Raw genomic sequence first — 24,467 nt, forward strand, 5'->3', positions numbered from 1 at the left:
GCGCTGGTGTCATCAAGTAGTCAGTGTTCGCAGCAGGTTCTTGTAGTCCTCGCGGATGTCCGCGTCGGATTCCTTAAGTTCGTTGATCTTGCGGCATGCATGCAAGACCGTAGTATGGTCGCGTCCGCCAAAGACATCACCAATTTCAGGCAAGCTGTGGTTGGTGAGTTCCTTGGACAAGGCCATGGCAACCTGGCGTGGACGCGCGACCGAGCGCGAACGGCGCTTGGACAGCAGATCGGAAATCTTGATCTTGTAGTATTCGGCCACCGTGCGCTGAATGTTATCCACAGACACCAGCTTGTCTTGCAGCGCCAGCAGGTCTTTCAGCGATTCGCGGATCAGTTCGATGGTGATATCGCGGCCCATGAAGTGCGAGTGAGCGATCACCCGCTTCAGCGCGCCTTCAAGTTCACGGACGTTGGAACGAATACGTTGGGCAATGAAGAACGCCGCGTCGTGGGGCAGTTCGACTTTTGCCTGGTCGGCCTTCTTCATCAGGATCGCGACCCGGGTTTCCAGCTCCGGCGGCTCGACCGCAACGGTCAGGCCCCAGCCAAAGCGCGATTTCAGGCGCTCTTCCAGGCCCTCGATCTCTTTCGGATAACGGTCGCTGGTCAGGATCACTTGCTGACCACCTTCGAGCAAGGCGTTGAAGGTGTGGAAAAACTCTTCCTGGGAACGTTCCTTGCGGGCGAAGAATTGAATGTCATCGATCAGCAAGGCGTCCACCGAACGGTAGAAACGCTTGAATTCGTTGATGGCGTTGAGCTGCAAGGCCTTGACCATGTCCGCGACGAAACGCTCCGAATGCAGGTAGACCACCTTGGCGTTCGGGTTCTTCTTCAGCAGGTGGTTACCCACAGCGTGCATCAAGTGAGTCTTACCCAGGCCGACGCCGCCATAAAGGAAGAGTGGGTTGTAGCCATGCTTGGGGTTGTCCGCCACCTGCCAGGCCGCGGCCCGGGCCAGTTGGTTGGACTTGCCCTCGACGAAGTTCTCGAAGGTAAAGGTCCGGTTCAGGTAACTGGTGTGCTTGAGCGCACCTTCCACCTGGACAGTACGCTGTTCGGCACGTACCGGGGCCTGTTGTGAACTGGCGCCGGCCATCGGATCGAAACTGTCACGCGACGGTTCTTCGCTGACCTCGACCACGGTCTTCGGGGTCGGGGCCAGCTTTGCGGACGGGGTCACCATGGCCGGGGCCGGAGCGCTGGCGGCCATGGCCTGGGAAGCCGCGGCGGCCAATGGGGCATTCGGCGCCGCACGAGGCGCGGAACTGCGTTTGCTGCCTATTAATAAGGAAAGCGCTGGTGCCAGACCGTTGCCATGCTCGTTCAACAGTTCGAGCAAACGTCCCAGGTACTTTTCATTCACCCAGTCGAGCACAAAACGGTTCGGTGCATAGACACGCAACTCGTCGCCTTCGGCTTCGACCTGTAGTGGACGGATCCAGGTGTTGAATTGCTGGGCAGGCAGCTCATCACGCAGAAGCTCCACGCACTGCTGCCAAAGTTCCACTGACACGGATATCCCCTAAGTTGAAAGCCGGTGAGGCAAAAACAAGCCGCCATTGTACCGGCAGGCCGAGCACTTATCCACATGTAGGTTGCAGGGACAACCTGAAGAATCAACCGCTTATCGGTGGACAAAGCGACCAATGGTATGTGCATAAGCTCTGTGGATAACCGCCCCTGAGGGCGTTGCACAAGTGGGGGCGAAAGTCTGTGGGTAACCTGCCTGTGGATAACATGGCATTCCACCCACAGCTTATCCGACAGCGCGGCACAGGCGGAGCACCGCTTACCCACCCAGTTGTCATTCTCTGTACAGTACGTGTCTCATGGCCTAAAGCGACTTATCCACAGATAATCGCTTCCTAAGCTTCTATAAGCTTTACAGAAAAGCTTTAAATAATTCCCTTCTTTATTCTTATATCTAGGTCATGGTGGGTGCCAGGCAGATCGGCCCAAATATCTATATGAAGTAAAAGCTGGTTGGAAATTGACCTGCGGGCTTGCTTTCTCTAGAATCCCCGGTCTCTTAAAACGGGGGCCATTCCGGCCCGTTGTGACGAACCAGGTAGCAACGCCATGAAACGTACTTTCCAACCCAGCACTATCAAACGCGCCCGCACCCACGGCTTCCGTGCTCGCATGGCCACCAAAAACGGTCGTGCCGTCCTGTCGCGTCGCCGCGCCAAAGGCCGTGCTCGTCTGGCAGTTTGATAATCCGGCGCGGGTGGTGAGTCAGGACTTCAGTCGGGAAAAGCGTCTGCTTACTCCTCGGCATTTCAAGGCAGTCTTTGACTCCCCTACCGGCAAGGTTCCGGGGAAAAATCTCCTGCTCCTTGCGCGCAACAACGACCTGGATCATCCCCGTCTGGGGCTGGTTATCGGTAAAAAGAGCGTCAAGCTCTCCGTTGAGCGCAATCGCCTGAAACGTCTAATGCGCGAGTCGTTCCGACTGCACCAGGATTCACTGGTCGGCTGGGACATCGTTATCGTCGCGCGCAAAGGTCTGGGCGATATCGAAAACCCTGAATTGATCCAGCATTTCGGCAAACTCTGGAAACGCTTGGCCCGTACGGTGCCAGCGGTACCCGCAGTCAAAACCGAAACTGTGGGGGTAGACAGCCCAGATGCGTAAACTGGCCCTCGTTCCGATCCAGTTTTATCGCTATGCCATCAGTCCCTTGATGGCCAATCACTGTCGTTTCTACCCCAGTTGTTCTTGCTACGCGTATGAAGCCATCGAAACACATGGACTCCTGCGCGGTGGCTGGCTGACCGTTCGTCGCTTAGGTCGCTGTCATCCGTGGAATGCCGGTGGTTATGACCCGGTTCCACCAATCCCTACCTCCCGTTCTTCTTCGATGGCCGAGTAATCATGGATATCAAACGCACGATCCTGATCGTCGCCCTGGCAATCGTGACCTATGTCGGGGTCCTCAAATGGAACCAGGACTACGGTCAGGCTGCCTTGCCGACCCAGAATGTCGCTTCCAGCACCACCGTTCCCGGCTTGCCGGATTCGGTATCTGGCAACAAAGCAAGCGCCAGTGATGACATTCCACGTGCAGCCAATGACACCAGTGCACCTGTTGAAGCACCGGTGGCTGTCAGCAACGACCTCATCCATGTCAAAACGGATGTGCTCGACCTGGCTATCGATCCAAAAGGTGGGGATGTTGCCCAGCTGAAGCTGCCGCTTTATCCACGTCGTCAGGACCATCCGGAAATTCCTTTCCAGTTGTTCGACAACGGTGGCGAGCGTACCTACCTGGCCCAGAGCGGCCTGATCGGTGCCAACGGCCCGGACGCGAGTTCGGCCGGTCGCCCGCTGTACGCTTCGGCACAGAAAAGTTATCAACTGGCTGAGGGTCAGGACCAACTGGTCGTCGACCTGAAATTCAGCGAGAACGGCGTCAATTACATCAAGCGTTTCAGCTTGAAACGCGGCCTGTATGACGTGACCGTGTCGTATCTGATCGACAATACAAGCGCCCAGTCCTGGTCGGGTGCGATGTTCGCCCAGCTGAAACGTGACAACAGCGCCGATCCGTCCTCCAGCACCGCCACCGGTACCGCGACTTACCTGGGCGCCGCCCTGTGGACAAGTTCCGAGCCGTACAAAAAAGTGTCGATGAAAGATATCGACAAGGCCCAACTGAAAGAAACCGTTCAGGGTGGTTGGGTTGCCTGGTTGCAACACTACTTCGTGACTGCCTGGATTCCGGCCAAGGGCGACAGCAATGTCGTGACCACTCGCAAGGACAGCCAGGGCAATTACATCATTGGCTACACCGGTCCTTCGCTGACCCTGGCTCCTGGCCAGAAAACCGAGACCAGCGCCGTTCTGTACGCCGGCCCGAAAAGCCAGGCCGTGCTGAAACAGTTGTCCCCAGGTCTGGAACTGACGGTCGACTACGGCATCCTGTGGTTTATCGCCCAACCGATCTTCTGGTTGCTGCAACATATCCACAGCCTGCTCGGTAACTGGGGCTTCTCGATCATCGTTCTGACCATGCTGATCAAGGGTCTGTTCTTCCCATTGTCGGCGGCCAGCTACAAATCGATGGCGCGCATGCGTGCCGTGGCACCGAAACTGGCGGCACTGAAAGAGCAACATGGCGACGACCGGCAGAAAATGTCGCAAGCCATGATGGAGCTGTACAAGAAAGAGAAGATCAATCCGCTGGGCGGCTGCTTGCCGATCCTGGTGCAGATGCCGGTTTTCCTTTCGCTGTACTGGGTGTTGCTGGAAAGCGTTGAAATGCGCCAGGCACCGTTCATCCTGTGGATTACCGACCTGTCGATCAAGGATCCGTTCTTCATCCTGCCGATCATCATGGGCGCAACCATGTTTATCCAGCAGCGTTTGAACCCGACTCCGCCGGATCCGATGCAGGCCAAGGTGATGAAGCTGATGCCAATCATCTTCACCTTCTTCTTCCTGTGGTTCCCTGCAGGTCTGGTGCTGTACTGGGTTGTTAACAACTGCCTGTCCATCACCCAACAGTGGTACATCACACGTAAGATCGAAGCGGCTACCAAAAAAGCCACTGCGTAACCTACTCTGTGGATAACCACTCAAGACGCCCCCTAGTGGGGCGTTTTGCTATCTGTCATTTTTAGCGTCGAGACCCGCTTCATGAACCTTTCTCGGGAAACCATCGCCGCCGTTGCCACCGCCCAGGGCCGTGGTGGGGTCGGTATCGTTCGAATTTCCGGGCCCCTGGCACACGCCGCGGCGCTGGCCATCAGCGGCCGCGAGTTGAAACCGCGGTATGCCCACTACGGCCCGTTCCTCGACGGCATCGGTGATGTGCTCGACGAAGGCATTGCCTTGTATTTCCCCGGGCCGCACTCCTTCACCGGCGAAGATGTGCTCGAGCTGCAGGGCCATGGCGGCCCGGTGGTTCTCGATATGCTGCTGCAACGTTGCTTGCAACTGGGTTGCCGACTGGCCCGGCCCGGGGAATTCAGCGAGCGGGCGTTTCTCAATGACAAGCTCGACCTGGCCCAGGCCGAGGCGATCGCCGATCTGATCGAAGCCAGTTCCGCACAGGCGGCGCGTAATGCACTGCGTTCGTTGCAAGGCGCATTTTCCCAGCGTGTGCATAACCTCACTGAGCAACTGATCGGCCTGCGGATCTATGTGGAAGCGGCCATCGACTTTCCCGAGGAAGAAATCGACTTCCTTGCCGACGGCCATGTGCTGGCCTTGCTCAACGCGGTGCGTAACGAGTTATCCACAGTGATGCGTGAAGCCGGTCAGGGCGCCTTGTTGCGCGACGGCATGACGGTGGTGATTGCTGGTCGGCCGAATGCCGGCAAGTCCAGCCTGCTCAATGCCTTGGCCGGACGCGAAGCAGCGATCGTCACCGAGATCGCCGGCACCACTCGCGATGTCCTGCGTGAACATATCCACATCGATGGCATGCCCCTGCATGTGGTGGATACCGCCGGTTTGCGCAACACCGACGACCATGTGGAAAAGATCGGCGTGGAACGTGCGCTCAAGGCCATTGGCGAGGCGGACCGGGTGTTGCTGGTGGTGGATGCAACCGCGCCGGAGGCTGTGGATCCTTTTGCCTTGTGGCCGGAATTCCTCGAGCAGCGGCCAGATCCGGCCAAAGTGACCTTGATCCGTAATAAAGCCGACCTGAGTGGCGAGGCCATGGCGATGGAGGTCAGCGAGGATGGCCATGTCACCATCAGCTTGAGCGCCAAGGTCGGCGGGAAGGGGCTGGAGCTGTTGCGCGAGCACCTCAAGGCCTGCATGGGTTATGAACAGACCTCCGAGAGCAGCTTCAGCGCCCGTCGCCGCCATCTGGAAGCCCTGCGGCATGCCAGCGCGGCTCTGGAGCACGGTCACGCGCAGTTGACCCTGGCGGGAGCCGGCGAGCTGCTGGCGGAGGATCTGCGCCATGCTCAGCAGTTCCTGGGCGAGATTACCGGCGCATTCAGCTCGGATGACTTGTTGGGAAGGATCTTTTCCAGCTTCTGCATCGGTAAATAACCTTCCCATGTAGGAGCCAGCTTGCTGGCGATAGCGTCCTCGAGACCGCTAAAACTTCGCTGGCAATCGAGCGTCGACCGGCCGCTCCTACAGGTTTTGTTGTCTTCTAAAGATCGGATACCTCTACGTCAGGTATCGCGGCGCCCTAAGATCGCTATCGCGAGCAAGCTCGCTCCTACATTTCTTTGCCGTCCGGATGATTTCAGATCGTTCCGGCGGCTTTCGGCTGCCTGGGATTTGTCCCAGCAGACGCTTTTCTGTGGATTAAGCCCTGTGAATAACCACGCCTCAGCTCGGTTGATAACAGGGCCTGAAAACTGAGGATGAACCAGCTTGTGGATAACCACCTGTTTAATCCACAGGCTTAGACCGGTTATCCCAAACCCTCCGACCCACATGACCACAGACTTTTTAATCTCTGTACACATTGATAAATAAGGCCTGTAGAACCTTATCCACAGAAATGGTGCTCACTAAGAATAAACATAAAAACAAAGATTTAATAAATTTCTCTCTTTTAATTTCTATTGTCCGTGATTCATCCACAGCTGGTTAAATTTTGTGCAAAGGGTTCTTTAGGAGGGGGGAAGTCCCTATACTTGCCGACCTGGCTCAAAAAAGTGGGCCGACCCTATTCCTAATTACCTACTTGAAGCAGGCACGAGGTGCGTGGTGGATTTCCCTTCCCGTTTTGAAGTGATCGTCATCGGCGGCGGTCATGCCGGTACCGAGGCAGCACTGGCGTCCGCACGCATGGGGGCAAAAACCCTGCTGCTGACGCATAACGTGGAAACCCTCGGCGCCATGAGCTGCAACCCCGCGATCGGCGGGATCGGCAAAAGCCATCTGGTCAAGGAAATCGATGCCCTCGGTGGTGCGATGGCCATCGCCACCGATAAGGGCGGCATCCAGTTTCGGGTCTTGAACAGCCGCAAAGGCCCAGCCGTGCGCGCTACCCGCGCCCAGGCCGACCGTGTGCTGTACAAGGCCGCGGTGCGCGAGATCCTGGAAAACCAGCCGAACCTGTGGATATTTCAACAAGCCGCCGACGACCTGATCGTCGAGCAGGATCAGGTTCGCGGTGTGGTTACCCAGATGGGCCTGCGGTTCTTCGCCGAATCCGTGGTCCTGACCACCGGCACCTTCCTCGGTGGACTTATCCACATCGGGATGCAGAACTATTCCGGCGGCCGTGCCGGCGATCCCCCGTCGATTGCCCTGGCCCAACGCCTGCGGGAACTGCCGCTGCGTGTCGGCCGCCTGAAAACCGGTACACCGCCACGTATCGACGGTCGCTCGGTGGATTTTTCGGTGATGTCCGAACAACCGGGCGATACGCCGATCCCGGTAATGTCGTTCATGGGCTCGAAAGAGCAGCATCCACGGCAGGTCAGTTGCTGGATTACCCACACCAACGCGCGCACCCACGAAATCATCGCCGCGAACCTTGATCGTTCGCCGATGTATTCCGGGGTGATCGAAGGCATTGGCCCGCGCTATTGCCCGTCCATCGAAGACAAGATCCATCGCTTTGCCGACAAGGAAAGCCACCAGGTCTTTATCGAACCCGAAGGCTTGACTACCCACGAGTTGTACCCGAACGGGATATCCACCTCCCTGCCGTTCGACGTGCAGTTGCAGATCGTCCAGTCGATCCGCGGCATGGAAAACGCCCATATCGTGCGGCCGGGTTATGCCATCGAGTACGACTACTTCGATCCCCGTGACCTGAAATACAGCCTGGAAACCAAAGTTATCGGCGGCTTGTTCTTTGCCGGGCAGATCAATGGCACCACCGGCTACGAAGAAGCCGGCGCCCAAGGTTTGTTGGCCGGGGCCAACGCCGCGTTGCGTGCCCAGGGCAAGGACAGCTGGTGTCCGCGTCGCGACGAAGCGTACATCGGTGTGTTGGTCGACGATCTGATTACCCTGGGGACCCAGGAACCGTATCGGATGTTCACCTCCCGCGCCGAGTACCGCCTGATCCTGCGCGAAGACAATGCCGACCTGCGCCTGACCGAAAAAGGTCGCGAACTGGGTCTGGTGGACGAGGTGCGCTGGGCTGCTTTCTGCACGAAACGCGAAAGCATCGAGCTGGAAGAACAGCGGCTGAAAAGCACCTGGGTTCGCCCGGGTACCGAGCAGGGTGATGCCATTGCCGAAAAATTCGGTACGCCACTGACCCACGAATACAACTTGCTGAACCTGCTGAGCCGTCCGGAAATCGACTACGCTGGTCTGGTCGCCGTGACCGGACAGGGCGCCGAAGACCCACAAGTCGCCGAGCAGGTCGAGATCAAGACCAAATACGCCGGTTATATCGATCGCCAGCAGGATGAAATCGCTCGTCTGCGCGCCAGTGAAGACACCAAGCTGCCTGTGGATATCGAGTACACCGGTATTTCCGGCCTGTCCAAGGAGATCCAGAGCAAGCTCAGTGCAACCCGTCCGGAAACCCTGGGCCAGGCTTCGCGGATCCCTGGCGTAACGCCGGCGGCGATTTCCCTGTTGATGATTCACCTGAAAAAACGCGGCGCCGGCCGTCAGTTGGAGCAAAGCGCTTGAGTTCGTTGGTTACTTCGCAACACGCAGAAGAGTTATCCACAGGTGCTCGTCAGCTTGGCGTCAACCTGAGTGAAGCCCAGCACGCCTTGCTGCTGGGTTATCTGGCCCTGTTGATCAAATGGAATCAGGCCTACAACCTCACCGCCGTCCGCGATCCCGACGAAATGGTCTCGCGCCATCTGCTCGACAGCCTGAGCGTGATGTCTTTCGTCGAAAACGGTCGCTGGCTCGATGTCGGCAGTGGCGGTGGGATGCCGGGGATTCCCCTGGCGATCCTGTTTCCCGATTCACCCGTGACCTGCCTGGACAGCAACGGCAAGAAAACCCGCTTCCTGACCCAGGTCAAACTCGAACTCAAACTGGATAACCTGCAAGTTATCCACAGCCGGGTCGAAGCCTTCCAGCCGCCGCAGCCGTTCAACGGGATTATTTCCCGGGCCTTCAGCAGCATGGAGAACTTCACCGGCTGGACTCGCCACCTCGGCGACGCTGATACACGCTGGCTGGCAATGAAGGGCGTCCATCCCGCCGATGAGCTGGTAGCATTGCCGGCAGACTTCCACCTCGATAGCGAACACGCCTTGGCCGTACCCGGTTGCCAAGGCCAACGCCATCTGCTGATACTGCGCCGCACGGCATGATTGGGAACACAAGCAAGAATGGCTAAGGTATTCGCGATAGCGAACCAGAAGGGTGGCGTGGGCAAGACCACCACCTGCATCAACCTCGCAGCATCCCTGGTCGCGACCAAGCGTCGGGTGCTGCTGATCGACCTCGATCCACAGGGCAACGCCACCATGGGTAGCGGTGTGGATAAACACGCGCTGGAAAACTCCATCTACGATGTGCTGATCGGCGAATGCGACTTGGCCCAGGCCATGCATTTCTCTGAGCACGGCGGTTATCAACTGCTGCCGGCCAACCGTGACCTGACGGCGGCCGAAGTGGTGCTGCTGGAAATGCAGATGAAGGAAAGCCGTCTGCGCAGCGCCCTGGCGCCGATTCGCGAGAATTACGATTACATCCTCATCGACTGCCCGCCGTCGCTGTCGATGCTGACCCTCAATGCGTTGGTGGCCGCCGATGGGGTGATTATCCCCATGCAGTGCGAATACTTTGCTCTGGAAGGGCTTAGCGACCTTGTGGATAACATCAAGCGCATTGCCGAGTTGCTCAACCCGGAGCTGAAAGTCGAAGGCTTGCTGCGGACCATGTACGACCCGCGTCTGAGTTTGATGAACGACGTTTCCGCACAGCTCAAGGAACATTTCGGTGACCAGCTGTACGACACCGTGATTCCGCGCAACATCCGCCTGGCCGAAGCCCCGAGCTACGGCATGCCCGCGCTGGCATACGACAAACAATCCCGTGGCGCCCTGGCCTACCTGGCCCTGGCGGGCGAGATGGTTCGTCGGCAACGCCGCACTTCACGCACCGCAGCCCCGGCAACTTAAGGAATCCCCATGGCCGTCAAGAAACGAGGTCTCGGACGTGGACTGGATGCACTGCTGAGTGGTCCGACTGTCAGTTCGCTGGAAGAACAGGCCGTCCAGGCCGATCAACGGGAGTTGCAGCACCTGCCGCTGGACCTGATCCAGCGCGGCAAGTACCAGCCGCGCCGCGACATGGACCCCCAGGCGCTGGAAGAACTGGCGCAATCGATCAAGGCCCAGGGCGTGATGCAACCGATCGTGGTCCGCCCGGTCGGCGGCGGTCGCTTTGAAATCATTGCCGGCGAACGCCGCTGGCGTGCCAGCCAGCAGGCCGGGCAGGAAACCATTCCGGCCATGGTCCGCGACGTGCCGGATGAAACCGCCATCGCCATGGCGCTGATCGAGAACATCCAGCGCGAAGATCTCAATCCGATCGAGGAAGCCGTGGCCCTGCAGCGCTTGCAGCAGGAGTTCCAGTTGACCCAGCAACAGGTCGCCGAAGCCGTGGGCAAGTCCCGCGTGACCGTGGCCAACCTGCTGCGCCTGATCGCATTGCCGGAAGTGATCAAGACCATGTTGTCCCACGGTGACCTGGAAATGGGTCATGCCCGTGCCTTGCTCGGTTTGCCGGATGACCGACAGGTCGAAGGGGCGCGACACGTTGTCGCACGCGGCCTCACGGTGCGCCAGACCGAGGCGCTGGTTCGCCAGTGGCTGAGTGGCAAACAGGAGCCTGCCGAGCCGGCCAAGGTCGATCCGGACATCAGTCGCCTTGAACAGCGCCTGGCAGAGCGGCTGGGCTCCGCAGTGCAGATTCGCCATGGCCAGAAGGGAAAAGGTCAGTTGGTGATTCGCTATAACTCCCTGGATGAACTACAAGGGGTACTCGCGCATATCCGCTGAATCTGCTGAAACATTTCCTCATGTAGCGGGCAGTCGGAAATCACTACCCGGCAGTTGAATAGGGGCTGAACCGCCCCTATACTCTGCGCGCATTTTGTCGGCACAATTTATGCCAAGTTATTGATTTGTGGCAGCCGACCCTTGAGGAGCGTTAGTGATGGAAACCCGCACGCCAAACAGGTTGCCGTTCCATCGCTTGGCGGTATTTCCGGTGTTGTTGGCCCAGTTTGTCGTTTTGTTGGTGGCGGCTTTGGCGCTTTGGCAATGGCGGGGTGTCGTTGCCGGATACTCAGGACTCTGCGGAGGCCTGATAGCCTTGCTCCCCAATGTGTATTTTGCTCACAGGGCCTTTCGGTTTTCCGGCGCCCGAGCAGCCCAGTCCATCGTCCGGTCTTTTTATGCCGGCGAGGCGGGTAAATTGATTTTGACGGCAGTGCTGTTTGCACTGACGTTCGCAGGTGTGAAGCCATTGGCGCCGATAGCAGTCTTCGGTGTCTTCGTGCTGACCCAGTCGGTCAGCTGGTTCGCACCCGTGCTAATGAAAACAAGACTTTCGAGACCTTAGGGCGTTTGAGGCAACCATGTCAGCAGAAACAACCGCTTCGGGCTATATCCAGCACCACCTGCAGAACCTGACCTTCGGTCAGCTACCGACTGGCGGCTGGGGCTTTGCCCATTCCGCAGCAGAGGCCAAGGCCATGGGCTTCTGGGCATTCCACCTGGATACTCTGGGTTGGTCTGTCGCACTGGGCCTGATCTTCATTCTGGTTTTCCGCATGGCGGCGAAGAAGGCCACATCCGGTCAACCCGGTGCCTTGCAGAACTTCGTTGAAGTCCTGGTCGAGTTCGTCGACGGCAGCGTGAAGGACAGCTTCCACGGTCGTAGCCCGGTGATTGCACCGCTGGCCCTGACCATCTTCGTCTGGGTGTTCCTGATGAACGCCGTCGACCTGATCCCGGTCGACTGGATTCCTCATCTGGCCATACTGATCACCGGTGACGAGCACATCCCGTTCCGCGCCGTGTCGACCACCGACCCGAACGCGACCCTGGGCATGGCCTTCTCGGTCTTCGCACTGATCATTTTCTACAGCATCAAGATCAAGGGCCTCGGCGGTTTTATCGGCGAACTGACCCTGCACCCATTCGGTAGCAAGAACATCTTCCTGCAGGCACTGTTGATCCCGGTGAACTTCCTGCTGGAATTCGTCACCCTGATCGCCAAGCCGATCTCGTTGGCCCTGCGACTGTTCGGCAACATGTATGCCGGTGAGCTGGTGTTCATCCTGATCGCCGTGATGTTCGGCAGCGGCCTGCTCTGGCTCAGTGGCCTGGGCGTGGTGTTGCAGTGGGCGTGGGCAGTGTTCCACATCCTGATCATCACCTTGCAGGCGTTCATCTTCATGATGCTGACCATCGTCTACCTGTCGATGGCACACGAAGAAAACCATTAAGAGCCGTCCCGACGGCTCTGATGTCCCTGGCGCTTCGGCGCGGGGTGGCCCCGCAAGGGGCCGCGAAACGATTTGTTTTACCGCTTTAAATTAAAAAAACCTAAACCATACGACGTAAAAGTCGGGAGGAAAGATGGAAACTGTAGTTGGTCTAACCGCTATCGCTGTTGCACTGTTGATCGGCCTGGGCGCACTGGGTACCGCAATTGGTTTCGGCCTGCTGGGCGGCAAGTTCCTGGAAGGCGCCGCGCGTCAGCCAGAAATGGTCCCAATGCTGCAAGTCAAAATGTTCATCGTCGCCGGTCTGCTCGACGCCGTGACCATGATCGGTGTTGGTATCGCTTTGTTCTTCACCTTCGCGAACCCCTTCGTCGGTCAACTCGCTCACTAATCACTCGGATATTTCGAGTGGATTGGTGTGATGGACAACGAACGAGCGAGGTGTTGGCGTGAACATTAATGCGACCCTGATTGGCCAGTCCGTTGCGTTCCTCATTTTTGTACTGTTTTGCATGAAGTTCGTGTGGCCTCCGGTCATCGCGGCACTGCACGAACGTCAGAAGAAGATCGCGGATGGACTGGACGCTGCCAGCCGAGCAGCTCGCGACCTGGAGTTGGCCCAAGAGAAAGCGGGTCATCAACTGCGCGATGCGAAAGCTCAGGCAGCCGAAATCATTGAGCAAGCCAAGAAACGCGGTAACCAGATCGTCGACGAGGCCCGTGAACAGGCTCGTGTCGAAGCTGACCGTGTGAAGGCTCAGGCTCTGGCCGAGATCGAACAGGAACTCAACAGTGTCAAAGACGCGCTGCGCGCCCAATTGGGTAGCTTGGTAGTCGACGGCGCCGGGAAGATCCTGGGCAAGGCAATTGATAAAGACGCGCACGCAGAGCTGGTTAACCAACTGGCTACTGAAATCTAAGCGAGGGCGACCATGGCAGAACTGACCACGTTGGCCCGACCTTACGCTAAGGCGGCCTTCGAGCACGCTCAGGCCCACCAGCAACTGGCCAATTGGTCAGCCATGCTCGGCCTGGCAGCAGCGGTGTCGGAAGACGACACCATGCAGCGCGTGCTCAAGGCCCCGCGACTGACGAGCGCAGAAAAGGCCACCACGTTCATTGACGTGTGTGGCGACAAGTTCGATGTCAAGGCACAGAATTTCATCCATGTCGTTGCTGAAAACGACCGTCTCCTGCTGTTGCCGGAGATCGCCGCTCTGTTCGACCTGTACAAGGCCGAACAAGAGAAATCGGTAGACGTGGAAGTCACCAGTGCTTTTGCATTGAACCAAGAACAGCAAGACAAACTCGCCAAGGTTCTCAGTGCACGACTCAATCGGGAAGTGCGCCTGCAAGTTGCGGAGGACGCCACCCTGATTGGTGGCGTCGTGATCCGCGCCGGCGACCTGGTTATCGATGGCTCGGTTCGCGGCAAACTCGCGAGCCTGGCCGAAGCATTGAAATCTTGAGTTTGAAGGGGCAGCAGAGCAATGCAGCAACTCAATCCTTCCGAAATAAGTGAAATTATCAAGGGCCGCATCGACAAGCTCGATGTGACCTCCCAAGCCCGTAACGAAGGCACTGTCGTCAGCGTGTCTGACGGTATCGTGCGGATTCACGGTCTGGCCGACGTCATGTACGGCGAGATGATCGAGTTTCCGGGCGGCGTCTACGGTATGGCCCTCAACCTCGAGCAAGACTCCGTAGGTGCCGTGGTACTGGGCGCTTACACCAGTCTGGCTGAAGGCATGAGCGCCAAGTGCACCGGCCGCATCCTCGAAGTTCCGGTCGGTAAGGAACTGCTGGGTCGCGTTGTCGACGCACTGGGTAACCCGGTTGACGGCAAAGGTCCGCTGAACAACACCGAGACCGACGCGGTCGAGAAAGTTGCTCCAGGCGTGATCTGGCGTAAGTCGGTAGACCAGCCTGTACAGACTGGCTACAAGGCTGTCGATGCCATGATCCCGGTTGGCCGTGGCCAGCGTGAGCTGATCATCGGTGACCGTCAGATCGGTAAAACCGCTCTGGCGATCGACGCGATCATCAACCAGAAAGACAGCGGCATTTTCTGCGTCTACGTAGCCATTGGTCAGAAGCAATCGACCATCGCCAACGTGGTTCGCAAGCTGGAAGAAAACGGCGCCCTGGCCAACACCATCATCGTGGCGGCCAGTGCTTCGGAATCTCCTGCGCTGCAGTTCCTGGCACCGTACTCCGGTTGCACCATGGGCGAGTACTTCCGCGACCGCGGTGAAGACGCGCTGATCGTTTATGACGATCTGTCCAAGCAAGCAGTGGCTTACCGCCAGATTTCCCTGCTGCTGCGCCGTCCACCAGGCCGTGAAGCCTACCCAGGCGACGTGTTCTATCTCCACTCCCGTCTGCTGGAGCGCGCATCCCGCGTTTCGGAAGAGTATGTCGAGAAGTTCACCAAGGGCGCAGTGACTGGCAAGACCGGTTCCCTGACCGCGCTGCCGATCATCGAAACCCAGGCTGGCGACGTTTCCGCGTTCGTTCCGACCAACGTGATTTCCATCACCGACGGTCAGATCTTCCTGGAATCGGCCATGTTCAACTCCGGGATCCGTCCTGCTGTGAACGCCGGTGTTTCGGTATCCCGCGTAGGTGGTGCCGCTCAGACCAAGATCATCAAGAAGCTGTCCGGTGGTATCCGTACCGCCCTGGCTCAGTACCGTGAACTGGCGGCATTCGCCCAGTTCGCTTCTGACCTGGACGAAGCGACCCGCAAGCAACTTGAACACGGTCAGCGCGTTACCGAGCTGATGAAGCAGAAGCAATATGCGCCGATGTCGATTGCCGACATGTCGCTGTCGCTGTATGCCGCTGAGCGTGGGTTCCTGACTGACGTCGAAATCACCAAGGTCGGTAGCTTCGAACAAGCGCTGATTGCTTACTTCAACCGCGATCATGCCGACTTGTTGGCCAAGATCAACGTGAAGGGTGACTTCAATGACGAGATCGACGCTGGCCTGAAGGCTGGTATCGAGAAGTTCAAGGCCACCCAAACCTGGTAAGCCGCAGCGGGAGCTGCAAGGCTCCCGCTTGCTAACCTGATAGGTGTTACATGGCAGGCGCAAAAGAGATTCGCAGTAAGATTGCGAGCATCAAAAGCACGCAAAAGATTACCAGCGCCATGGAAAAAGTGGCGGTCAGCAAAATGCGCAAGGCACAAATGCGCATGGCTGCTAGCCGTCCTTATGCGGAGCGTATCCGCCAGGTAATTGGGCATCTGGCCAACGCCAACCCGGAATACCGCCACCCATTCATGATCGACCGCGCCGTCAAGCGCGTCGGCTATGTCGTGGTGAGCAGTGACCGTGGTCTGTGCGGTGGCTTGAACACCAACCTGTTCAAGGCCCTGGTCAAGGACATGGCGGTAAACCGCGAAAACGGCGTCGAGATTGATCTGTGTGTGGTCGGTAGCAAAGGTGCGGCGTTTTTCCGCAACTTCGGCGGTAACGTCGTCGCCGCTATCAGCCACCTGGGTGAAGAGCCGTCGATCAACGATCTGATCGGCAGCGTCAAGGTGATGCTGGATGCCTACCTGGACGGCCGTATTGACCGCCTGTCCGTGGTGTCCAACAAGTTCATCAACACCATGACCCAGCAGCCTACAGTGGAGCAGTTGATTCCTCTGGTGGCGACCCCGGATCAAGCACTCAAGCACCACTGGGACTATCTCTACGAACCGGACGCCAAAGAGCTGCTTGACGGCCTGATGGTGCGTTACGTGGAGTCGCAGGTCTACCAGGCGGTGGTCGAGAACAACGCGGCTGAACAAGCTGCGCGGATGATCGCGATGAAGAACGCTACCGACAACGCCGGTGATTTGATCAGCGATTTGCAGCTGATCTACAACAAGGCGCGTCAGGCTGCGATCACCCAAGAGATCTCGGAAATCGTCGGCGGCGCTGCCGCGGTTTAACGGTTCAAATATTCAGAGGATCCAGCTATGAGTAGCGGACGTATCGTTCAAATCATCGGCGCCGTTATCGACGTGGAATTTCCACGCGACAGCGTACCGAGCATCTACAACGCGCTGAAAGTACAAGGCGCGGAAACCACCCTGGAAGTCCAGCAGCAGCTGGGCGACGGTGTGGTGCGTACCATTGCGATGGGTTCCACCGAAGGCTTGAAGCGCGGTCTGGACGTTATCGACTCTGGCGCTGCCATCTCCGTACCGGTCGGTAAAGCGACCCTGGGCCGGATCATGGACGTCCTCGGCAACCCGATCGACGAAGCTGGCCCGATCGACACCGAAGAACGCTGGGGCATTCACCGTCCTGCGCCATCCTTCGCGGAACAAGCGGGCGGCAACGACCTGCTGGAAACCGGCATCAAGGTTATCGACCTGGTTTGCCCGTTCGCCAAGGGCGGTAAAGTCGGTCTGTTCGGTGGTGCCGGTGTCGGCAAGACCGTAAACATGATGGAACTGATCCGTAACATCGCCATCGAGCACAGCGGTTATTCCGTGTTCGCCGGTGTGGGTGAGCGTACTCGTGAGGGTAACGACTTCTACCACGAGATGAAGGACTCCAACGTTCTGGACAAAGTGGCACTGGTTTACGGTCAGATGAACGAGCCGCCGGGCAACCGTCTGCGCGTCGCCCTGACCGGCCTGACCATGGCCGAGAAGTTCCGTGACGAAGGTAACGACGTTCTGCTGTTCGTCGACAACATCTACCGTTACACCCTGGCCGGTACCGAAGTATCCGCACTGCTGGGCCGTATGCCTTCGGCAGTAGGTTACCAGCCGACCCTGGCTGAAGAGATGGGCGTGCTGCAAGAGCGCATCACTTCGACCAAGAACGGTTCGATTACCTCGATCCAGGCCGTCTACGTTCCCGCGGATGACTTGACCGACCCGTCGCCGGCGACCACCTTCGCCCACTTGGACGCCACCGTCGTACTGTCCCGTGACATCGCCTCCCTGGGTATCTACCCAGCGGTCGATCCACTGGACTCGACTTCGCGCCAGCTGGACCCGAACGTGATCGGCAACGAGCACTACGAAACCGCTCGCGGCGTTCAGTACGTGCTGCAGCGTTACAAAGAGCTGAAGGACATCATCGCGATCCTGGGTATGGACGAACTGTCGGAGACCGACAAGCAGTTGGTATCCCGCGCTCGTAAGATCCAGCGCTTCCTGTCGCAGCCGTTCTTCGTGGCTGAAGTCTTCACCGGTGCCTCGGGTAAATACGTTTCCCTGAAAGACACCATTGCTGGCTTCAAAGGCATCCTCAACGGTGACTACGACCACCTGCCAGAACAAGCGTTCTACATGGTTGGCGGCATCGAAGAAGCGATCGAGAAAGCCAAGAAACTGTAATCCCAGCGCCCGGCAACGGGCGCTAATTTAGGTTGAGGCAATCAGATGGCTATGACAGTCCATTGCGACATCGTCAGTGCGGAAGGTGAAATCTTCTCCGGTCTGGTCGAGATGGTGATTGCGCACGGTGCACTGGGTGATCTGGGTATCGCCCTGGGTCACGCGCCGCTGATCACTAATCTGAAACCAGGTCCGATCCGCCTGATCAAGCAAGGCGGGGAAGCCGAGGTGTTCTACATCTCCGGTGGTTTCCTCGAGGTTCAGCCGAACATGGTCAAGGTGCTTGCCGATACCGTGCAACGTGCTGCCGACCTGGATGAAGCCTCCGCTCAGGAAGCCGTCAAGGCTGCCGAGAAGGCCCTGCATGAACGTGGCGCGGAGTTCGATTACGGTTCCGCCGCCGCACGTCTGGCCGAGGCGTCAGCTCAGCTGCGCACCGTCCAGCAGATCCGCAAGAAGTTCGGCGGTTAAGCCAAGGCTTGTTGTGTGATTGATTAAAAAGGGTAGCCTCGGCTACCCTTTTTTCTTTTCCGCGTTTATCACGTGGTCACAGTCGCTGACCACCCAGGATTGGTAGCCAGTCATGTCTCTCGAAATCGTTATCCTCGCGGCGGGTCAGGGCACCCGGATGCGTTCGTCGTTGCCTAAAGTGCTGCACCCGGTCGCGGGCAATTCGATGTTGGGACATGTTATCCACAGCGCCCGACAACTTGATCCACAGCGCATCCATGTGGTGATTGGCCATGGTGCCGAGCGGGTGCGCGAGCGTCTGGCCGCCGATGACCTGAACTTTGTCCTGCAGGACCAGCAACTCGGTACCGGTCATGCCGTGGCCCAGGCGGTGCCGTTCATCAGTGCCGACACCGTGCTGATCCTCTATGGCGACGTGCCCTTGATCGAAGTCGAGACCTTGCGGCGTCTGCTGGAGCAGGCAGGCCCCGGGCAACTCGGCCTGTTGACGGTCGAGTTGGATAACCCGACCGGTTATGGGCGGATCGTCCGCGATGCCGCCGGCAAGGTGGCCGCCATTGTCGAGCAGAAAGACGCCAGCGCGGCGGAACTGGCCATCACCGAGGGCAACACCGGGATTCTCGCGGTGCCGGCCAAGCGCCTGGGTGAGTGGATGAGCCGCCTGTCGAACAACAACGCCCAGGGCGAGTACTACCTGACCGACGTGATTGCCATGGCGGTGGGTGACGGCCTGGTGGTCGCCACCGAGCAACCCCAGGATGCAATGGAGGTGCAGGGCGCCAACGACCGCCAGCAGTTGGCCGAACTGGAGCGTCATTACCAGTTGCGCGCGGGGCGGCGGTTGATGGCGCAGGGTGTGACGTTGCGCGATCCAGCGCGCTTCGATGTGCGCGGCGAGGTGACTGTCGGTCGCGATGTGCTGATCGACATCAACGTGATTCTCGAAGGCCAGGTGGTGATCGAGGACGATGTAGTCATCGGCCCGAACTGTGTGATCAGGAACAGCACCCTGCGCAAGGGTGTGACCATCAAGGCCAACAGCCATATCGACGGCGCGATCATGGGCGAGGGCAGCGATGCCGGTCCGTTCGCGCGCTTGCGCCCGGGGAGCGTGCTCGACGCCCGTGCCCATGTGGGTAACTTTGTTGAACTGAAAAATGCGCACCTGGGCGAAGACGCCAAGTGCGGCCACCTGACCTACCTCGGCGATGCTGAAGTCGGTGCGCGGACCAATATCGGTGCCGGTACCATCACCTGTAACTATGATGGGGCCAACAAGCACAAGACGGTGCTGGGCGAGGACGTCTTCATCGGCTCCAACAACGCCTTGGTGGCACCTGTGGATATCTCTTCCGGCGCCAGCACAGCGGCGGGTTCGACCATCAACCAGAACGTCGGTGAAGGGCAGTTGGGTGTGGCCCGTGCCCGTCAGCGCAATATCGACGGCTGGAAGCGTCCGGTGAAGGTCAGTAAGTCCTGAGTTATCCACAATGGCAACGGGAGCTCATTTATCCACAGTCTCCCTCATTTCACTTGACTAAGTTTCGTTTCGAAGGTCTTATGGTCGCTATTATCTTTCGAATCGAAACTTAAGTGATCATATCGAAACGCAACACCCCGCAACGTCGGCACAATATCCTGGCCATGCTCAATGACCAGGGCGAAGTCAGTGTGGATGAATTGGCCAGGCGCTTCGAAACCTCCGAGGTGACGATTCGCAAGGACCTCGCGGCCCTGGAAAGCCATGGCCTGTTGATGCGTCGCTACGGCGGCGCGATTACCATCCCCCACGAACTGTTCAGCGACCCGGCCCAGGCGGTTTCCCGGTATAAACAGGCGATTGCCCGCGCCGCGGTGGGGCGTATTCGTGAACACGCGCGTATTATTATCGACAGTGGCAGCACCACCGCCGCGATGATCCCCCAACTGGGCCAGCAACCTGGCCTGGTGGTGATGACCAACTCTCTGCATGTCGCCCGTGCCCTGAGCGAACTGGAACACGAACCGGTGCTGCTGATGACCGGTGGCACCTGGGACCCGCATTCCGAGTCGTTCCAGGGCCAGGTCGCCGAGCGCGTCCTGCGTTCCTATGACTTCGACCAGTTGTTCATCGGCGCTGACGGCATCGATCTGGAGCGTGGCACCACCACCTTCCATGAATTGCTGGGGTTGAGCCGGGTGATGGCGGAGGTCGCCCGTGAAGTGGTGGTCATGGTCGAGTCCGACAAGATCGGCCGCAAGATTCCCAACCTGGAGCTGCCCTGGAGCAGTATCCATACCCTTATTACCGATGATCGTTTGCCCAAAGAGGTACGCGAACAGATTCAGGCCCGTGGTATCACTGTCATTTGCGCGGTTGCCAGCCAGGAGAAATAGAGCATGTGTGGAATTGTCGGTGCAGTTGCTGAACGTAATATCACGGCCATCCTGGTCGAAGGCCTGAAGCGTCTGGAATACCGCGGCTACGACAGCGCCGGTGTCGCCGTTTTCAGCCATAACGGCACGCTGGAGCGTACCCGTCGCACCGGCAAGGTCAGCGAGCTGGAGCAGGCCCTGGCCGGCGAACCGCTGGCCGGTCGCCTGGGCATTGCCCACACCCGTTGGGCGACCCATGGTGCGCCGTGCGAACACAATGCCCACCCGCATTTCTCCGGGTCCGATATTGCCGTGGTGCACAACGGCATCATCGAGAACCACGAAGCCTTGCGTGAACAACTCAAGGGGCTGGGCTACGTCTTTACCTCGGAAACCGACACCGAAGTTATCGCTCACCTGCTGAACCACAAGTTCAAGGACCTGGGTGACCTGACCAAGGCGTTGAAAGCCACGGTCAAGGAGCTGCACGGCGCCTACGGCCTGGCGGTGATCAACGCGCAGCAACCGGATCGCCTGCTGGCGGCCCGCAGTGGCAGCCCGCTGGTGATCGGCCTGGGTCTGGGGGAAAACTTCCTCGCTTCCGACCAACTGGCGTTGCGTCAGGTCACCGACCGTTTCATGTACCTGGAAGAGGGCGATATCGCCGAGATCCACCGCGACAGCGTGCAGATCTGGGACATCGATGGCCGTCAGGTCGAGCGCGAAGCGGTGCAGTATCGCGACGGCGCGGAAGCGGCCGAGAAGGGCGCATTCCGCCACTTCATGCTCAAGGAAATCCACGAGCAACCGACCGTGGTCCAGCGGACCCTGGAAAACCGTCTCGGCCCGAACCAGGTCCTGGTGCAGGCGTTCGGCCCCCAGGCCGCTGAGTTGTTCGCCAAAGTGCGCAATGTCCAGATCGTCGCCTGCGGCACCAGCTATCACGCCGGTATGGTTGCGCGTTACTGGCTCGAAGGGTTGGCGGGTATCCCGTGCCAGGTCGAGGTCGCCAGTGAGTTCCGCTATCGCAAGGTGGTGGTGCAGCCGGACACCTTGTTTGTTGCTATCTCCCAGTCCGGCGAAACCGCCGACACCCTGGCGGCGCTGCGCAATGCCAAGGAGTTGGGTTTCCTCGGCAGCCTGGCGATCTGCAACGTCAGCATCAGCTCGCTGGTGCGCGAGTCGGACCTGACCCTGCTGACCCAGGCCGGTCGCGAAATCGGCGTGGCTTCGACCAAGGCCTTCACCACCCAACTGGTGAGCCTGTTGCTGTTGACCCTGGCCCTGGGCCAGGTTCAGGGCAGCCTGGCCGAAGGTGTGGAAGCTGAGCTGGTGGAAGAACTGCGGCGCCTGCCGACCCGCCTGGGCGAGACCCTGGCCATGGACACCAAGGTCGAGAAAATCGCCGAGTTGTTCGCCGACAAGCACCACACCCTGTTCCTCGGCCGTGGCGCGCAGTACCCGGTGGCGATGGAAGGCTCGCTCAAGCTCAAGGAAATCTCCTACATCCACGCCGAGGCCTATCCGGCCGGCGAGCTGAAGCACGGTCCGTTGGCGCTGGTGGACAACGATATGCCGATCGTTACCGTGGCGCCGAACAACGAATTGTTGGAGAAGCTCAAATCCAACCTGCAGGAAGTCCGCGCTCGCGGTGGTCAACTGATCGTCTTCGCCGACGAACAGGCCGGGATGGTTAATGCCGAAGGCACACATGTCATCACCATGCCGCACATCCACGACACCCTGGCACCGATTCTCTACACCATCCCGCTGCAACTGCTGTCGTACTACGTGGCGGTGCTCAAGGGCACGGACGTCGATCAGCCGCGTAATCTGGCGAAGTCGGTGACGGTGGAGTAAGGCTGTGGATTCAGTCGTTTTGTGAAAAAGCCGCCTTTCAAGGCGGCTTTTTTGCACCTGCGATTTATCACCGCGCCGTTCTCGGTCTCGCTGTTGGCCCATGCTCATGGACGTTCATGGGGCACCGTAAAAAACTTGCGAAAACTGCGCTGAAGGCACCCAAAAGATTCGGATCAGTCCTACGTCAAGCTGGGGTGAGGGGCTCTGGGGAGGTATTAGAGAAGAGTCGAAAATAGGGGCTAAACCCGTCGGCTCATGTTCATGAAACCGACTGAATCTGCAGAGCTTCAATCGGTGCAAGGGAACCCGTTGTGCGAGGAAAGTATTGGCCGGACCATCTGAAAGTTCTGCACGTTGAGATTGAAGGTGTGTGTTGGCTGTTGGGCCACTTGCGGCCCCGCACCCAGAGCCTTGTCGTTCCAGCTGCAGAAGGGCATCCTTCAGTCACCCTGACGCTGCATGTTGAATACAGTTCCCATTGTGTCAGTGCCGGCCCAAAGCAAGGCCAGGTGATTGATTTCCACACACTCGGATACGAGCGTCTGATCATTGATCATCGCAAGGTCCGTCGTGTGTTCCACTCTGGGCGGCATGCATTGTCTTTCTTGCTCCCGGACATCATTGCGTCCATCGCTGACCGTCGGTGCTTCTTTACTGGACGAGAGAATTTTCTGACTCTGGAGCTCGGTAGCGCAATGCCGGGCCAAACCACGGGCATGCGCTATGAAATCTATTTCAATGTGCGCAAAGGGGAGGGCAAGAACACGCTCAGACTGTTTATCGAAAGCGCTTATGTACGGGACGAAGACGCAGACAACAGACCGGTTAATTTCAAGAAGGCTGACAAGATCAGGGCTTGGAAATTGTTCTTGAACACGGCGCGAGGGACATCGATCAAAGTGGCGAGAAACAGTGCTTTGAACATGAAGAGGAAAGGGCGGGTGTAGAAAAAGCAAACCCCCAATGAAGGGGGTTTCGCGGAAGCCCTTAGGGAGTGATCCCATCAACCGGCACGGCCGAGAACCAATGGCGGCATCTGAACACTTCAGACCTGAAAGGTCGAAGCTCCGTATATATCCAGACCTGTTCAGGCTAATGAAAAACGGCTGACCCGTCAACGTCGCATACCTCTGGACATTTGAGCGCGTGCAGGCAACGCTGTCCCATCTCTTGATTGCGAGTGCAAGGGACTTGGGCACTCGTTGCTTCATCCATTAGCGAAGGATAACTCAATGCCGTTTGTGACGATCGATGGACAACCACTTCACTTCCTCGACCAGGGCGTGGGCGAGGTGGTGGTGCTGGGCTCCAGCTACCTGTGGGACAGCGGCATGTGGGCACCGCAGATCGCCGCGCTGTCGCAACACTATCGGGTGATCGTGCCGGAGCTCTGGGGCCATGGGCAGTCAGGACCGTTGCCGGAAAACACCCGCAGCCTCGACGATCTGGCCAATCAGGTACTGGCCTTGCTCGACCACTTGGAAGTTCGGCGTTTCACCCTGGTCGGCCTGTCGGTCGGTGGCATGTGGGGCGCGCGCCTGGCCCTGGCGGCGCCCGAGCGCGTTCGTGGCCTGGTGTTGATGGACACCTATGCCGGTGAAGAGCCCGCGCCGACCCAACAGTATTACTTTTCGATGCTGAAGATGATCGAGGATGCCGGCAGTGTTCCAGTGCCTTTGCTCGATGCAATTGTGCCGATTTTCTTCAGGCCGGGTATCGATCCACAGCTGCCGTACTACCAGGCATTTCGCTCGTCCCTGGCGACCTGGTCGGGCGAGCGTCTGCGCGACAGCGTCGTACCGCTGGGACGGCTGATCTTCGGACGTGACGATCGCCTGGCCGCGGTGGCAGGACTGGATGCCGCGAGCACCCTGGTGATGGGCGGTGAGCAGGACAAGCCACGGCCGCCAAGCGAGGCTGCGGAGATGGCCGAGTTGATCGGTTGCAAGTACATCGGGATACCGGATGCCGGACATATCTCCAGTATCGAGAACCCGACGTTCGTGAACGATGCGTTGTTGGCATTCCTCTCAAAGCTGCCGTAGTCACCGC

Annotated in this window: 24 protein-coding genes; 23 read left to right on the forward strand and 1 reads right to left on the reverse strand. The window is 58.6% G+C overall.

The window, feature by feature from the left end:
- Positions 1-12: 12 nt before the first annotated feature.
- Complete coding sequence (gene dnaA, locus AC07VG_RS17055; RefSeq protein ID WP_495000250.1) at positions 13-1,527, reverse strand: chromosomal replication initiator protein DnaA; 1,515 nt, start codon at positions 1,525-1,527, stop codon at positions 13-15.
- 566 nt (positions 1,528-2,093) lie between these two features.
- On the opposite strand from dnaA, the gene rpmH reads away from it, so the two are divergent.
- The 23 genes from rpmH (at position 2,094) to AC07VG_RS17170 (ending at position 24,460) form a co-directional block, all read left to right on the forward strand.
- Complete coding sequence (gene rpmH, locus AC07VG_RS17060; protein ID WP_003213577.1) at positions 2,094-2,228, forward strand: 50S ribosomal protein L34; 135 nt, start codon at positions 2,094-2,096, stop codon at positions 2,226-2,228.
- A gap of 13 nt (positions 2,229-2,241) precedes the next feature.
- Complete coding sequence (rnpA, locus tag AC07VG_RS17065; RefSeq protein WP_495000307.1) at positions 2,242-2,649, forward strand: ribonuclease P protein component; 408 nt, start codon at positions 2,242-2,244, stop codon at positions 2,647-2,649.
- The gene (gene yidD, locus AC07VG_RS17070) at positions 2,642-2,887 is read left to right on the forward strand and encodes a membrane protein insertion efficiency factor YidD (RefSeq protein WP_100939920.1); all 246 of its coding nucleotides are present in this window, start codon (positions 2,642-2,644) and stop codon (positions 2,885-2,887) included. The genes rnpA and yidD overlap by 8 nt, the downstream gene beginning before the upstream one ends.
- Positions 2,888-2,889: 2 nt before the next feature.
- Positions 2,890-4,572, forward strand: a complete 1,683-nt coding sequence (gene yidC / locus AC07VG_RS17075; RefSeq protein WP_495000249.1) for a membrane protein insertase YidC — start codon at positions 2,890-2,892, stop codon at positions 4,570-4,572.
- 81 nt (positions 4,573-4,653) lie between these two features.
- Positions 4,654-6,024, forward strand: coding sequence for a tRNA uridine-5-carboxymethylaminomethyl(34) synthesis GTPase MnmE (gene mnmE, locus AC07VG_RS17080; protein WP_495000248.1), 1,371 nt, complete (start codon positions 4,654-4,656; stop codon positions 6,022-6,024).
- A 672-nt stretch (positions 6,025-6,696) separates the two neighbouring features.
- Positions 6,697-8,589 (forward strand): tRNA uridine-5-carboxymethylaminomethyl(34) synthesis enzyme MnmG, encoded by a 1,893-nt coding sequence (mnmG, locus tag AC07VG_RS17085; protein ID WP_495000247.1) that lies wholly within the window; start codon positions 6,697-6,699, stop codon positions 8,587-8,589.
- Positions 8,586-9,230, forward strand: a complete 645-nt coding sequence (gene rsmG, locus AC07VG_RS17090) for a 16S rRNA (guanine(527)-N(7))-methyltransferase RsmG (RefSeq protein WP_495000246.1) — start codon at positions 8,586-8,588, stop codon at positions 9,228-9,230. Before mnmG ends, rsmG begins: the two co-directional genes overlap by 4 nt.
- An 18-nt stretch (positions 9,231-9,248) precedes the next feature.
- Positions 9,249-10,043, forward strand: coding sequence for a ParA family protein (locus AC07VG_RS17095; protein WP_495000245.1), 795 nt, complete (start codon positions 9,249-9,251; stop codon positions 10,041-10,043).
- A gap of 9 nt (positions 10,044-10,052) precedes the next feature.
- On the forward strand, positions 10,053-10,925 hold the full coding sequence (locus tag AC07VG_RS17100; protein WP_495000244.1) for a ParB/RepB/Spo0J family partition protein: 873 nt from the start codon (positions 10,053-10,055) through the stop codon (positions 10,923-10,925).
- A 157-nt stretch (positions 10,926-11,082) separates the two neighbouring features.
- Positions 11,083-11,490, forward strand: a complete 408-nt coding sequence (locus AC07VG_RS17105; protein WP_495000243.1) for a F0F1 ATP synthase subunit I — start codon at positions 11,083-11,085, stop codon at positions 11,488-11,490.
- 16 nt (positions 11,491-11,506) lie between these two features.
- Positions 11,507-12,379, forward strand: a complete 873-nt coding sequence (gene atpB, locus AC07VG_RS17110; RefSeq protein WP_495000242.1) for a F0F1 ATP synthase subunit A — start codon at positions 11,507-11,509, stop codon at positions 12,377-12,379.
- A 133-nt stretch (positions 12,380-12,512) separates the two neighbouring features.
- Positions 12,513-12,770 carry a F0F1 ATP synthase subunit C gene (gene atpE, locus AC07VG_RS17115; protein ID WP_019694395.1) on the forward strand — a complete coding sequence of 86 codons (258 nt, stop codon included), beginning with the start codon at positions 12,513-12,515 and terminating at the stop codon, positions 12,768-12,770.
- A 58-nt stretch (positions 12,771-12,828) separates the two neighbouring features.
- On the forward strand, positions 12,829-13,299 hold the full coding sequence (locus AC07VG_RS17120) for a F0F1 ATP synthase subunit B (protein ID WP_191489152.1): 471 nt from the start codon (positions 12,829-12,831) through the stop codon (positions 13,297-13,299).
- A 12-nt stretch (positions 13,300-13,311) separates the two neighbouring features.
- Entirely contained in the window at positions 13,312-13,848 is a 537-nt protein-coding gene (locus AC07VG_RS17125; RefSeq protein ID WP_248799659.1) for a F0F1 ATP synthase subunit delta, read from the forward strand.
- Positions 13,849-13,869: 21 nt separating this feature from the next.
- The gene (gene atpA, locus AC07VG_RS17130; RefSeq protein ID WP_495000241.1) at positions 13,870-15,414 is read left to right on the forward strand and encodes a F0F1 ATP synthase subunit alpha; all 1,545 of its coding nucleotides are present in this window, start codon (positions 13,870-13,872) and stop codon (positions 15,412-15,414) included.
- Between the two features lie 50 nt (positions 15,415-15,464).
- On the forward strand, positions 15,465-16,325 hold the full coding sequence (atpG, locus tag AC07VG_RS17135; RefSeq protein WP_248806899.1) for a F0F1 ATP synthase subunit gamma: 861 nt from the start codon (positions 15,465-15,467) through the stop codon (positions 16,323-16,325).
- Between the two features lie 27 nt (positions 16,326-16,352).
- Positions 16,353-17,729, forward strand: a complete 1,377-nt coding sequence (atpD, locus tag AC07VG_RS17140) for a F0F1 ATP synthase subunit beta (protein ID WP_177093899.1) — start codon at positions 16,353-16,355, stop codon at positions 17,727-17,729.
- 45 nt (positions 17,730-17,774) lie between these two features.
- Positions 17,775-18,200 carry a F0F1 ATP synthase subunit epsilon gene (locus tag AC07VG_RS17145; protein ID WP_040071848.1) on the forward strand — a complete coding sequence of 142 codons (426 nt, stop codon included), beginning with the start codon at positions 17,775-17,777 and terminating at the stop codon, positions 18,198-18,200.
- Between the two features lie 112 nt (positions 18,201-18,312).
- Positions 18,313-19,680, forward strand: a complete 1,368-nt coding sequence (gene glmU / locus AC07VG_RS17150) for a bifunctional UDP-N-acetylglucosamine diphosphorylase/glucosamine-1-phosphate N-acetyltransferase GlmU (protein ID WP_495000240.1) — start codon at positions 18,313-18,315, stop codon at positions 19,678-19,680.
- A 116-nt stretch (positions 19,681-19,796) separates the two neighbouring features.
- A complete protein-coding gene (locus tag AC07VG_RS17155; protein ID WP_495000306.1) occupies positions 19,797-20,576 on the forward strand; it encodes a DeoR/GlpR family DNA-binding transcription regulator in 780 nt (259 codons plus the stop codon).
- Positions 20,577-20,579: 3 nt separating this feature from the next.
- A complete protein-coding gene (glmS, locus tag AC07VG_RS17160) occupies positions 20,580-22,415 on the forward strand; it encodes a glutamine--fructose-6-phosphate transaminase (isomerizing) (protein WP_495000239.1) in 1,836 nt (611 codons plus the stop codon).
- A gap of 311 nt (positions 22,416-22,726) precedes the next feature.
- Positions 22,727-23,362, forward strand: coding sequence for a YjaZ family protein (locus tag AC07VG_RS17165; protein ID WP_495021584.1), 636 nt, complete (start codon positions 22,727-22,729; stop codon positions 23,360-23,362).
- Between the two features lie 285 nt (positions 23,363-23,647).
- A complete protein-coding gene (locus AC07VG_RS17170; RefSeq protein ID WP_495021585.1) occupies positions 23,648-24,460 on the forward strand; it encodes an alpha/beta fold hydrolase in 813 nt (270 codons plus the stop codon).
- The last annotated feature ends 7 nt before the right edge of the window (positions 24,461-24,467 follow it).

It is taken from the genome of Pseudomonas sp. GW821-FHT03C07 (genome assembly GCF_059420925.1).